Origin of the sequence: Streptomyces olivochromogenes (genome assembly GCF_001514115.1) — a bacterium.
Classification (GTDB): domain Bacteria; phylum Actinomycetota; class Actinomycetes; order Streptomycetales; family Streptomycetaceae; genus Streptomyces; species Streptomyces olivochromogenes.
On sequence record NZ_KQ948469.1, the window covers coordinates 1 to 11,977 of the forward strand.

Annotated in this window: 11 protein-coding genes and 3 pseudogenes; 7 read left to right on the plus strand and 7 right to left on the minus strand. The window is 68.8% G+C overall.

Going from position 1 to position 11,977, the window contains the following annotated elements; genetic code table 11:
- Positions 1-228 precede the first annotated feature (228 nt).
- Both AQJ27_RS37950 and AQJ27_RS37955 read right to left on the minus strand, forming a co-directional pair.
- Entirely contained in the window at positions 229-1,443 is a 1,215-nt protein-coding gene (locus AQJ27_RS37950; RefSeq protein WP_067379176.1) for a glycosyltransferase, read from the minus strand.
- On the minus strand, positions 1,440-2,243 hold the full coding sequence (locus AQJ27_RS37955; RefSeq protein ID WP_067379178.1) for a MerR family transcriptional regulator: 804 nt from the start codon (positions 2,241-2,243) through the stop codon (positions 1,440-1,442). The genes AQJ27_RS37950 and AQJ27_RS37955 overlap by 4 nt, the downstream gene beginning before the upstream one ends.
- A 162-nt stretch (positions 2,244-2,405) precedes the next feature.
- Here AQJ27_RS37955 and AQJ27_RS59145 point away from each other — a divergent pair.
- The 4 genes and pseudogenes from AQJ27_RS59145 to AQJ27_RS59155 form a co-directional block, all read left to right on the plus strand.
- Positions 2,406-2,543, plus strand: a pseudogene (locus AQJ27_RS59145) (SAM-dependent methyltransferase); the annotation flags it as partial.
- 121 nt (positions 2,544-2,664) lie between these two features.
- Positions 2,665-2,827, plus strand: a pseudogene (locus AQJ27_RS59150) (IS5/IS1182 family transposase); the annotation flags it as partial.
- 299 nt (positions 2,828-3,126) lie between these two features.
- A complete protein-coding gene (locus tag AQJ27_RS37960) occupies positions 3,127-4,410 on the plus strand; it encodes a phosphatase PAP2 family protein (RefSeq protein ID WP_067379182.1) in 1,284 nt (427 codons plus the stop codon).
- 264 nt (positions 4,411-4,674) lie between these two features.
- Positions 4,675-4,884, plus strand: a pseudogene (locus AQJ27_RS59155) (tRNA (adenosine(37)-N6)-threonylcarbamoyltransferase complex transferase subunit TsaD); the annotation flags it as partial.
- Here AQJ27_RS59155 and AQJ27_RS56695 read toward each other — a convergent pair.
- A complete protein-coding gene (locus AQJ27_RS56695; RefSeq protein WP_159064494.1) occupies positions 4,855-5,031 on the minus strand; it encodes a hypothetical protein in 177 nt (58 codons plus the stop codon). The pseudogene AQJ27_RS59155 and the gene AQJ27_RS56695 sit on opposite strands and share 30 nt — an antisense overlap.
- A 131-nt stretch (positions 5,032-5,162) precedes the next feature.
- Between AQJ27_RS56695 and AQJ27_RS59160 the strand changes: the two genes are divergently transcribed.
- Both AQJ27_RS59160 and AQJ27_RS37970 read left to right on the plus strand, forming a co-directional pair.
- Complete coding sequence (locus AQJ27_RS59160) at positions 5,163-5,324, plus strand: hypothetical protein (protein WP_235613735.1); 162 nt, start codon at positions 5,163-5,165, stop codon at positions 5,322-5,324.
- 15 nt (positions 5,325-5,339) lie between these two features.
- A complete protein-coding gene (locus tag AQJ27_RS37970) occupies positions 5,340-6,044 on the plus strand; it encodes an MDR/zinc-dependent alcohol dehydrogenase-like family protein (protein ID WP_235613736.1) in 705 nt (234 codons plus the stop codon).
- Positions 6,045-6,311: 267 nt separating this feature from the next.
- Here the strand turns inward: AQJ27_RS37970 and AQJ27_RS37975 are convergent, their stop codons facing one another.
- The gene (locus tag AQJ27_RS37975; protein WP_067379187.1) at positions 6,312-6,944 is read right to left on the minus strand and encodes a TetR/AcrR family transcriptional regulator; all 633 of its coding nucleotides are present in this window, start codon (positions 6,942-6,944) and stop codon (positions 6,312-6,314) included.
- 220 nt (positions 6,945-7,164) lie between these two features.
- Complete coding sequence (locus AQJ27_RS37980) at positions 7,165-7,620, minus strand: Lrp/AsnC family transcriptional regulator (protein WP_067379619.1); 456 nt, start codon at positions 7,618-7,620, stop codon at positions 7,165-7,167.
- A gap of 105 nt (positions 7,621-7,725) precedes the next feature.
- On the opposite strand from AQJ27_RS37980, the gene AQJ27_RS37985 reads away from it, so the two are divergent.
- Positions 7,726-8,292: an RBBP9/YdeN family alpha/beta hydrolase gene (locus AQJ27_RS37985; RefSeq protein ID WP_235613737.1), complete on the plus strand. Its 567-nt coding sequence runs from the start codon at positions 7,726-7,728 to the stop codon at positions 8,290-8,292.
- 392 nt (positions 8,293-8,684) lie between these two features.
- On the opposite strand, the gene AQJ27_RS37990 is transcribed toward AQJ27_RS37985, so the two are convergent.
- Positions 8,685-10,319 carry a Na+/H+ antiporter gene (locus tag AQJ27_RS37990; RefSeq protein ID WP_067379191.1) on the minus strand — a complete coding sequence of 545 codons (1,635 nt, stop codon included), beginning with the start codon at positions 10,317-10,319 and terminating at the stop codon, positions 8,685-8,687.
- A 69-nt stretch (positions 10,320-10,388) separates the two neighbouring features.
- A complete protein-coding gene (locus tag AQJ27_RS37995; protein WP_067379193.1) occupies positions 10,389-11,255 on the minus strand; it encodes an NAD-dependent epimerase/dehydratase family protein in 867 nt (288 codons plus the stop codon).
- Between the last annotated feature and the right edge of the window lie 722 nt (positions 11,256-11,977).

An 11,977-nucleotide genomic window follows, 5' to 3' on the forward strand; every position in this document is an offset into this window, starting at 1 on the left:
CGTTCTTGGTGATCCCGAAGACGCTCGAGCGGATGGCCGGTGTCCCAACCTGCCGCGTCGAACAATGCGATCAGGAGCTTAGCGCCGCCCGGGCAGCACATCGGGAACTGATGACCCGGCTCAATGCCCCACTCCGCTCAGACTGATCCCTGTCCTGTTGGATCAGATCGTGATCCGATGTGCAGGCCGGCGGAGTGTCGAGTGATGAGGACGAGGAACAGAATGGCGTCATCCGTCGGTCAGCTGCTGGATGGCCTTGAGCACCTGGGCTGCTCCGTCCTCGGTCTCCAGGTATTGCGCCGCTCTTGCGGCGGCTAGTACGTATGCCTGCTGCGTCACTACTTGGTCGAGTGAGTCGGCAAGCCGTTCGGCAGTGAGGGACCGGAAGGGGATCGGGTCGGTGGCGGCGCCGAGGGCGGCAAGTCGCCCCGCCCAGAACGGCTGGTCCGCAGTCACCGGTACGGTGACGGCGGGCACTCCGGCGCGCAACGCGGCGGCCGAGGTGCCGGCCCCGCCATGGTGGACCACCGCAGCCAGCCGTGGAAACAGCAGGGCGTGTGGTAGGTCCCCGATGGTGAGTACGTCGTCGCCGTCGGCGGCGAGCCCGGCACTGCCGGCTTGGAGGATGCCGCGCAGCCCGGCGCGGCGCAGGGCTCGCACAGCGATCTCGCTCAGCCGTTCCCCGTCGCCGGACGCCATGCTCCCGAAGCCGATGAGGACGGGCCGGGGTCCGGCACGCAGGAAGTCCTCCAGGTCCGTAGGCAGCCGTTCGGCCGCGTCGTGATGGGGCCACCAGTTGCCCACGACCTCCAGGCCAGAGCGCCAGTCGGAGGGACGGGGCACCAGGGCCGTGCTGAAGCCGTGCAAGATGGGCCAATTCGCCCGTTCCTGTCGCCGACGCATCTCGGAGGGAGAGGCCGCGGGCAGCTGGAGGCGATGGCGCAGCTTTGCGACCGCCTGTTCATACACGCGGTCGGCCATCCGCAGAGCAAAGCGTCCGGTTGCTCGGTTCGCGAGACGGCCCAGTGAGCGCGAGGCTGTGACGACGGGCGGGAAGTCGCCCGTCGGTGCCGTGGGTTGGAGATACACACCGAGGCTCGGTGTGCCCGTGGCCTCGGTGAGGTGCCAGCCGAGCGGGGCCGTGGTGGTCGACAGCAGGAGCAGGTCCGCGCCATCGTCCATCGCGTCGGCGAAACCCTGACCCAGTTCGGTGATGAAGGCGGCAGCGGTGCGCATCAGTTCACGTCTGCCTGTAACGCCGCCACGCACCCGCAGGTCGGCGGGGAGACTGCGGAATTCCAGCCCTGCGTCGCGTACGAGGGGCGCGAAGGTGTCTGTGGTGGCGAGGACAACATCGTACCCAGCCCGGCGCAGTTCGGCGCCCAGGCCCGTGTAGGGCGCGACGTCGCCGCGCGATCCAGCCGCGGCGATCAGGATCCTCATCGGCCCTCTTCCTCGGAATCAGTACGGCCACCTGCGTGGCGGGCCGCGTTGGCGTGGACCGCCTTGCACGTATAGGCAGCCAGGCCCGGCCGTTGCTGCGACGGCGGTACGACCAGAGCGAAGGCGCGCGGGTCGGCGACGAAGTCGTCCGCGATGCGCCGGTGCATGTCGGGCGGGCAGGAGGTGAACCAGCGCGAGATGTGCAAGCGGTGTTCCTCGGCGAGGTCCATGGCGCGCTCGCCGTCGCTCGGCTCCCCCTCGTCGAAGGCCGCGAGCAGCTCCGCGCGCCAGGCGGCGGCCTCGCCCATGAGCCGGCGCCAATCCTCCTTGGTGTGGGCAGTCGCGCGTGCCATCGCCTCGCGCTGTCCCTGCGAGTGCGCCCACTTCAGCTCTGCCTCGGTGGCATAGCTCAGGTCGAAGGTGATCTCACCGAAGACCTCGAAACGTTCCTGAGGAGTCAGGGACACCCCGGTCTTCTGGACCTCTATCGCCCGTTCCGCCACCTCGGCCAGCCGCTGCAGTCTGGCGATCTCCTCACTCAACTGCCGCTGCCGGGCCCGGAGGCGCTCCAGGGGGTTCACCTGCGGATCCTTGAAGATCGCGGCGATCTCATCGAGGGAGAAGCCGAGTTCACGGTAGAAGAGGATCTGCTGGAGACGGACCAGGTCAGCCTCACTGTAGAGCCGGTAGCCGGCGTGGCTGCGGTCACTGGGCGAGAGCAGTCCCGCCTTGTCGTAGTGATGCAGTGTACGCACCGTCACCCCGGCGAAGGCCGAGACTTGTCCCACGGAGTAACTCATCCACCTGCCCTTTCGTCGGCATACAGCCTCAAGCCTGACGTAAGGGGAGGGTCAACTCGCGCTCGCCTGGCCTCGGAGGTGAGGACGGCGAACTCTCACCGGTCCGCACGCTACGGCCGGCGAGACGGCGTGCAGGAACGAGCAGCCCGAGAGAAAGGGCCCCCTCGGCCCGACCGCATTGTGACCACCAGCTATACCTTCGACTGGACGTTCAACGGGCAGTCCGTCCCGATGAGGTTCTGGCGCAAGCCATTGCACGTGATGACCGATGCCTTTGCCACCGCCGGTTTCCGCCTTTCCGTACGAGTTCTGGGTGCACTACGGCTTTACGGGCACCGGCGCGCGGCTCTCCCCCGGAAAGGACCGCCGAGAGGAAAAGGGTTCCCTGTCTCTCGACGGCTGGCGCGTTTCCGAATTGGGCTGGAGGCAGGAGCACAACCGCTCGCACGTATAGGTCCGGCGTCAAGTACACCTTCGCCCGCACGGAGACCCGGAAGATCCTCTGCGACTGCCGCCTCAGGGGCGACGGCGTCCACCACGTCATGCTCGGCATCGCCCGCCCGCACAACCTCATCCTCGCGGGGCAAGTGAACGGGCCTCACGGCGGCGGAGCCGCTGGGCAACCCGTGACGCCCTCGATGTCCGTGGGGCGGCGGGAGTTTCATGGTCATTCCCGAGACGCTGGACCGTCGAGCGCAGGTGCGACTGACCTTCGCTCCATCCGTTAACCAGCTGAACCCACCCGCATCACTCCGATAGCATGATCGATCTACTTAGCCACCATCTAACAAAACGGCCAAAACAGTTGATATCGAGATCATCGCGGGTGTTTTCGCGAATAAACTGCAGAATTGCGTTCGCTGCGTGGCGCCAACCGCGGGCGATGCTGTGGACCGTGGCGGGTGTGACGACCCTCGGGTTCCTCATCGCGCTGGAGATCGCCGCGCGTCGTTACGGCCTGCCGGGGCCGATCACCAACCAGGCGCGGGAGGTGATATTCGCCCCCAAATCGGGTTTCCTGCTGTACGCCGGTATGGCGTTGATGATGGTGGTGCTCACCTGGCGGCAACGGTTCATCGCGGCTGGTGCCGCGGTCGGTATCGACATCGCCATCTTTCTGGTGCGGTGGGCGTTCGACGCCAAGGTGACCGACGGCCACCCCTTCGGCAACGGCGCGTTGTGGGTGATTTTGGGCTACGCGGTGATCGCCGTCACGCGCCGCACCGGCCAGGAGCGTGTCCTGCTGCTGAAGGGCGTCGGCCTCGGCCTGCTGCTGGTGACCGGCCGCAAGACCGGCGACGCCTGGCTCCTCATCACGTCGAAGACTCGCCCGGCGGTGCTCGACCAGTACGTGGCAACCGCCGATCACGCGCTGGGCAACCCGTCGTGGCTGGTGGGCCGGATTGTCACAGCCACCGGCCCGATCGGAGCCCATGTTCTCGGCACCGTCTACGTTCAGCTTGCCGTGGCCGCGGTCATCGTGGCGCTGTACCAACTGCGTAACGTGGCGGTCGAGCGCCGCTTCCCGGGCCATCATCTGGTACGCACCTTTCTCGTCATCGGCCTCCTCGGGCCGGCCATCTACATGATCTTCCCGGTGGTGGGACCGGTCTTCGCATACGGCGCCGACGGCGGGCACTGGGCGGTGGCCAACGTGTGGCCGAACACACCGCCGCCGATCAATCCCCCGCACCAGATGCCATTCGACGTGATCACCCCACGCAACTGCATGCCCAGCCTGCATACAGCATGGGCTACCACGATTTTCATTCATTCCCGTATGGGCCCACGAACTCTGCGATTCGCAGGCACCTTCTGGCTGATTGCCACGCTCAGCGCAACGCTGGGGTTCGGCTACCACTACGGCGTGGATCTCGTCGCCGGCGTGGTGTTTGCACTCACGGTCGACGCAGCACTGCGCTCGCTCGACCGTGGCTGGGATCGGCCAGGAATCCAGCTGGTCACCTACGGCGCTACGGTCTTCGCTGCGCTCTTGGTGTCATATCGCTTTCTGCCGCTGGAGATGGCCAAACATCCGTGGGTGTCCGGGCCACTTCTCATTCTGGCGATGGCCTCAGTGGTCCACGTCTACGTACAGACCGCCAAGCTGTGGGATCCGAAGGCCGCACCAGCGCGGCGACCGGAACCTCAACCCGAACTGGTTTGAGCTCCAGGCCATTTCATTTTGGGGAGTCTGTGATAGCAGATGAGCGCGGCCGTGACAGTTGGTTCCATGTGGAGGTATTTGGCCTCGGCTATTTCCTCTGTGCCGCCGACCAACGGTCGAGCACTCGAGGTGACTCGTGTTCTCGCGTTCGAGCAAGCGGCCCACTGGAGGAGGCGGGGACTTCGGTGATCCATGGGGATGAACCGACGCTGCGCGAGACCCGAGGCGAGGTGCGTACCTCGCAGGCGAACCTCGTCGCGGTAGGACGGGCAGTCGCTCGGGCGCGCGGTGGCGTCGAGCATGAACGAGCACACCCGCTGCCGCGGTGCCGTCCCAGAGATCGCGGCCCGCGCGCACGTGCCCTCCCTCCGGCCGGTGATCCAGCGCACCCTGGACACCCGGGAACACCGTCCGCTGTCCGACCCATGCATGGTGCTGATCGTCTCAGGCGACCACACCTCGCTGCTCCTCGTCTCCTATGGCGGTGCAGGCCTCCACGCCCAACTCGCCGAGCACCAGGTCGCTGAGCTCCGTGGTCGTGCCGAGGTCGTCTCCCGTCGCCCAGTACGATCCGGGCGCCGGGCAGGTGGCGGACAACCCACGTGCTGCCCGTGTGGTCACCGACGTCGTACCGCCCCCACCAGTCAACACCCTGTTCGCTCCGTTCATCGCCGCGGACCCCCGGCATGCCGACAGCACCTGCTGCTGCAGGACGTCGACTGACACACACTCCGGCGCTCAGGAGGAGCATCATGAACCGTCGTGTCGTCTACACCCGTGGCGGGTCGCCGGCCGGCGTCCTGACCGTCATCGGGGAGCCGGAGCCGACGCCCGGGCCCGGTCAGGTCCTCATCCGCACCACCGCCTTCCCGGTGCACCCCGGCGATCTCCAGGCCGTCGAGGCCTACCCCTAGGAGGCGTCGAAGCCGGTGCCCGCCGGCGTGGAGGCCACCGGCGTGCTGGAGGCAATCGGTCCAGGAACAGACGTGGCGCCGGGCGTCACGGTCGGCGGCCGCGTAACGGTCTTCCCTCAGCCGGGGGCCTGGTCCCAGTGGATCGTGGCGGATGCCGGGGCGGTCGTCGCCGTACCGGACGAGCTGTCGGACGAGGTCGCGGCGCAGACGCTGGTGAACCCGCTCACCACGGTGACGCTGCGCCGTGAGGCGCAGGATCACCCGGCCGTCGGATACGACGGTCTTCTGGTGCGGACCGCCGCGGGCTCGTCGGTCGGGCGGCTGCTGACGGGCGTGTCCCTGATGCACAACCTGGCGCTCGCCGACGTCGTCCGCGGCGACCGCGGTGCTGCCGAACTGCGCAAGCGATTCCCGGGCGTGCCGGTCGTGGCGACGGAGCATCCTGGCTGGGTGGACGAGATACGCCGAGCAGCCGACGGCCGCCCGGTCAGTGTGGCCCTGGCCCCGATCGGTTGGAAGCTGACGGAGCGCCTTCTGGACCTGTTGACACCGAGCGGGAAGCTGGTCAGCTACGGGCAGATAGCCCAGGAGCCGATCTCGGTACATGCGTCGACGCTGCTGCACAAGTCGCTGACGCTACGGGGCAAGAGCATCGGCCGGTGGCTGTCCGAGGCTCGCGCTCAAGGACCAGTTCGACGTGGCCGCCACGTACGGCCTTGACGAGCTGGGCGACGCCCTGGAGCACGCGGTACGGCCCGGCAAGACCGGCACCGTCCTCGTCCGTCCCTGGTAGCCGCCGCCCGTACAGGAGTCCTGGTGACCGTCGGCAAGCCGTCGGCAGGAGCCGGGCGTTGATGCCCCGACTCCCCACATGTCGTACGGCTGCGTCAAGGATCGGACACCCGCGTGGCGCTCGCTCCTGTGTCCCTCTGTGACACCTGGTCGCTGCGCGGCGGTGACGGGCGAATTGTGGTGCCGTGGCGACGATCAGGCACCGGTCGAGGACCTGACACCCGGCGCATGCTCGTCCGTCGAAACGCGGGGAAGGAGCGCCAAGGCCTGCTCTGCGGCCCCGTTGACGACCTTGGGAGTGGCTCCCGCCTTGCCCAGGGCCTCAAGGCCCCGAAGCACGGCAAGCAAGAGACCGGCGAGGGTGTCCGCATCCGCGTCAGCATCCAGAGACCCTTCCGCTTGGGCCCGCGCGATGCAGCCGCGCAGCGCGCCATGCAGTCCGCGGACGACCTCGGCGATTCGCTCGGCAACACCCTCATCGACGGCCGACAGTTCCGCAGCGATCTTGGCCATCATGCAGCCGCGCCGTTCCACGTCCCCGATGATGCCCGCCGTGACATCACGTACGTGCCGCTCCAGCATGGGCAGGGCCGGTCCGGGGCCGCCCAGAGCTGAGCGCCAGGCCTCCAACGCGTCACTGTTGTAGCTGTCGAGAGCCCGCAGGAACAACGCGTGCTTGTCCCCGAACGCTCCATACAGACTTCCCCGGCCCAAGCCTGTCACAGCGCTCAGGTCGTCGATGGAGGTGTTGTTGTAGCCCACGGACCAGAACTGATCGCGGGCAGCCCGCACAACCTCTTCTTCGTCGAACTGTCGAGGCCGAGCCATGGGGCAACTGTACGCCGCGCACCACAGCCGAGATCGCCGTCGGCGGCCTGCTCGAGTTCGAATCGGCCGGCACCTTCCTGAAGGCAGCCGACACCTTCCTGAAGAAGGGGTGCGGTGGGCCGCCTGAAGAAGGGGGCGGTGGGCCGCGGGTCGACGGCAGCACTCACGCCAGTGCTCCCCTGGCGAAGGCGTCGGCCCTCGAACGGCCGGTTGAAGCAGGTCACGTCGTTGTTGACGTGGCGTCGGTCAGCGGCTTCGGGGGGTAGGCGCGGAGCACGAGTGACGTGGTGGCAGGCCCGTAGCGGGCAAGTGCGTCGACGACTTCTTCGAGTCGTCCTGCTTGCGGGCAGTAGACGTCGAAGATGAGGCAGTCCTCGCCGGTGACTCTCAGGGTGGAGACGACCTCGGGAATCCGGGAAGCCAAGTCCAGGGCGCGAGAGAGCTGGGCATGCGTAGTGCGCAAGCGAATGATCGCGTGAATGTTCAGACCGAGTGCCGCGGCGTCAACCTCGGCCCGGTAGCCGGTGATGACGCCGTTCTTCTCCAGCCTCTGGATGCGCGCGCTGGCCGCGGGCTGCGACAGTCCGACTCGGCGTCCTACCTCCGCTCCGGTCAACCGGCCTTCGCCCTGGAGCAAGGTAAGAATGTCCCGGTCGATCCGGTCAAGTGATTCCATCGTTGTCCGCACCATCTTCTTTGAGATCGCTTGCGTGGCTGTCGCTGTTCTGTTGCTTCCAACAGAATCAGCTCCAGACACCCCCAGGATCGCAGGGGGCGACGAGTGAAACGGTGGCAAGCAGTGGTCGCGTACGTCATCATCCCCGGCATCGACGGCTCCGACGAGCAGCACTGGCAGACCTTGTGGGAGCAACAGTGGGGAGCCTCAGCGGTGCGGATCTCCCCTGCCTCGTGGTCCTCCCCTGACCTGGATGACTGGGTCGACGCTGTCCAGAGGGCGTACGACGATGCTTGCCGCCAGGACAGCCGCGTTGTGCTGGTAGCCCACAGCCTGGGCTGTTGGACGGCGTCCACCTGGCTGAACAGAAACCCGTCGAGCCCGATCGGCGGCGCGTTCCTGGTCGCGCCGCCCGACCCGCAGGGGCCGGCGTTCCCACGTCAGACGGCCCCGACGTTCATCGGGCTGTCCGCACAACCGTTGCCGTGCCCGGCCCTGGTGGTGAGCAGCACCAACGACCCGTACTGCAGCCCCGAGGCAGCCGTGGACTTCGCGGAGCGATGGGCAGCGCGATGGCATCCGGCGGGCGCGTGCGGACACATCAACTCCGCCGGCGGCCTGGGCCCGTGGCCGCATGGCCGTGCACTCCTGGACTCACTGACCCAGCTGTGATCAACCACCGCAGGGAACATTGCCCACCACCAGGTGCCACCCTGCGGTTCCGGCCTCTCGACCGGCTCGATCTAGGCCCACTACAGCAACAAGACCGACCTGGTCCAAGCCGCCGCCCGCGAGGTGCTCGCCCAGCGCGCCGCGGTCCTCGGCGAGTACGCCGCCAGCGACACCCGGCCCGACCCCGGTCGGCGAGGAACACGGACTGCCGCTGGTCCGCTTTCCGCTCGACCGCACCGCCGACGCGCACCGTGCGCTGGAGAACGGCGCGGTCGGCAAGGTCCTGGTGGACATCATGTCGTGACGCCCAGTCAGCGGCCGTGCGAACCTGGCGCCGTGGTCGCCATCGGCACGCCGTACCCGCAGGTGGGGCGTAGAGCGGACGTGGTCGCTCACTCCCCTGCCGCCCCGCCGCGCGCATCGGCCGTGTCGTCGGCCGGTGGTGAGGGTGGTCGGCCGGTGAAGGCACGCAGGGCCAGTTCGATCCTGATCTCCTCGCTGTCCAGGACCGCCTGCAGCCGACGCAGGACGATGTCGTCAATGATGCGCTGGTCGCGCAGGCTGATGAGGGCGCTGCGTTTGACGCCGATCAGGGCGCGGCGCAGTTCAAGCCCGGTGCGCACGCCGGGCCCGGTGTCGGGCGGTCCTGCGTCCTCGGCAGCGTATTGGCGCAGTTCGCTCCCGATGGCGTCGGTGGTCTCCGGCGGCGCGTGCAGGCGGTCGGCGTAGTCGGGAAGGACTTCCAGCGCGGCATTGACGATCCGACGATGGGCGCGGCGTTCCTCGCTGGTCTCGTCGGGATCTCCGCGGAGTCCGGCCCAGCGGATCACCGCGGGCATGGTCGTGCCCTGGACGACCAGCGTCACGAGGATGACGGCCACGGCGGTGAAGACCACCAGGGAATGTCCTGCGAGCGGCCGACCCGCGGCCGTGGTGGCCGGGACACCCAGGGCGGCCGCCAGCGACACCGCCCCGCGCACCCCGCTCCAGGCCACAGGGAACCTTTCCCGGGCACCGGAGCGCAGCGTGCGCTGGACCGGGCGGCGGTCCACGGCGCGGAGGAGGTAGGGCACCGAGTACAGCCACAGCAGGCGCGTGGCGATCACCACGCCGCCGACCAGCAACGCGGTGACCACGGCGTGTCCCAGTGAGGCGGAGCCGATCGCGCTCACGATGGCGGGTGTCTGGATGCCCACCAGAACGAACAGGGCGCTGTTGAGGACGAAGGTACTCACCTCCCAGAAGCCGGTGATCTGCACTCTGGCCCCCGCGCTGGTCACCCTGGGGCCCGCCTGGCTGAGGATGAGCCCGCAGGTGACCACCGCCAGGACGCCGGAGACGCCCAGCACTTGCGCGGGCAGGTAGGTGGCGAACGGGGTGAGCACGGCCAGGGCGCTCTCCAGCACGCGGTCGCGCAACCGTCTGCGCAGTGCCACCACGGCCGCGGCGCAGGCGGCGCCGATCGCGATACCGCCCGCGTAGGCCAGCAGGAAGCGTGCGGCGGTGCCCGACCAGGTGACGGCCTGTCCCTGAACGGCGACCCCGACGACCACCGCGTAGAGGGCAAGTGCGGTGCCGTCGTTGATCAGGCTCTCCGCCCGGAGGACGGTCTGGATCCGGCGGGGCAGGAGTCGGGCGACCGTCTGCACGGCGATGGCGTCGGTGGGGGCCACGACGGCGCCCAGGACGAAGGCGAGCGGCCAGGAGAGGCCCAGCGCGTGCCCCACCCCGGCCACGGCGGCTGCGGTGGCCAGCACCAGGCCGGTCGCCAGCAGCACGATCCCGCGCAGGTTCGTCCGGATCTCGCGGAGCGAGGTGGTCAGCGACTCCCAGTAGAGCAAGGGTGGCAAGAAGAGCAGCAGAACGACCGGGGGCGGCAGGACCAGCGTGCGGAACCCGGGGGTGAGACCGATCAGGCAGCCACCCGCCACCAGCAGGACCGGCTCGTTCCAGCGCAGGCGGCGAGCCAGCCACGTCATGGCCAGCACGGTCGCGAGAATTGCCGTGATGACTTCCAGGCCCCGCATTCGGCACCGCCTTCCCGATGGGTCGGGCACCCCCTTCCCCGGTTGTTCAGCCCTTGGCTCCCTGGTCGCTCAGCCCTGGGCGAGTTCCGCCAGGGCGTCGAGACGGGTGGGCGTCCAGCCGAGCTCGCGGCGCGCCCGGGCCCCGCTGAACTGCTGGTCGAGGGCGAACGCCTCGGCGATCGGACCCATCCGCCGTACGGCCTCCTCGACGGGCAGCGACTCGATCCGGTCCGGGCATCCGGCGGCGTGGCTGAGGGACCGGGTGACGTCCGCCAGCGGAAGGTTCTGGCCGCCGACCCCGGCGTAGACGGAACCGGCCGGGGCGTTCAGAGCCAGGACGTACAGCTCGGCGATGTCGTCGACGTGGACCAGCGCCCAGTGGTTGGAGCCGTCCCCGATGCAGGGCACGGCACCCGCGGTGCGCCCCGGCTCGACGAAGAACGACTGCGCCAGTCCGCCGGAGTGGCCGTAGACCAGCCCTGGCATCACCACCACCGGGTGCCCTCCGGTGGCGGCCCGGGCGAGCACCCGCTTCTCGTTCTCCAGTCGCCAGGCGGTGATGCGCGGCGGGCTCAGTGGGGCGTCCTCGTCGACGACCCCGTCGGTGTCGCCGTACACCCACACCCCGCCCGTGTGCACATAGGGTCCGCTTCCCGCGCCGTCCTGCAGCGCGTCCGCCGCCGCGCGGTCGACGTCCTCGGTGCCCTCGGCGTAGTCCACTCCGAGGTGGATGACCCCGTCGGCCCTGCGGGCCGCCTCATGGAGGACATCGGTGTCGCTGAGCGCCCCCGCGACCGGGGTGGCACCGTGGTCCGACACGGTGCGCGCCGCGTGCTCGCTGCGCGCCAGCGCCGTCACTCCGATGCCGTGCCTGGTCAGTGCCTGGATGGTGGAGCGTCCGATGTAGCCGCTGCCGCCTGTGATGAAGATCTGCATCGCTCTCACGGTCCTTGTGATCGGCGGCGGGGGATTCCGCCGCTCCTCCACCCTGTCTCCGTGCCGCGGTCGGCGTCCAAGACCTCTTCCGTCAGCGGCGATACCCCCAGGGCATCGGTGCTGGACAAGGTCAGGACGAGGAAGTCTCCGGATGTCGCGACGTGTTCCGGCCTCTCCTCGCCGCCGGTGAACGAGGGCCGCGGCCCACCCCCTCACCGCCGGCCGTCAACTGCTGGAGGACGCTGTCCGGAAAAGTTCGAAGGGGGCTCGACGACACCGGAAGTCCACGGCAGGGTGAGGTCCGCGGTGACGGCGTCGAGGTCCTGGCCGAGGGAACCGGCGAAGCCCCGCATCGTCTTCGGGGCATCCTGTTCGGCCTGGCGGATCCACTCCAGCGGCAGGGTGGCCGCGCCGGTGACTGTCGAGATCGGCAGCGACTTCCGGTGCGCCGGGGCGGCTTGCTCGACGGCCCTTCGTGCAGCTTGACCGCCGTCGTGCAGGTGGAGGCCCGGTCACGGCAGATGGTCTCCACGCCGGGATGGTCCTTGAGCCAGGCCGCGAACGTCACCGAGGTGTGATCGGGCAGCCCCTCCACGACCCGGCCCGCCTCGACGCCGACCAGGACAGCTCCGTAGGCGCAGCCCTCGCGGAAGACGAACTCGTCCACCCCACAGCGCCCACGGGGACCATGTGGCTGCATGCTTCTCCGCCGCGGGCGTCCG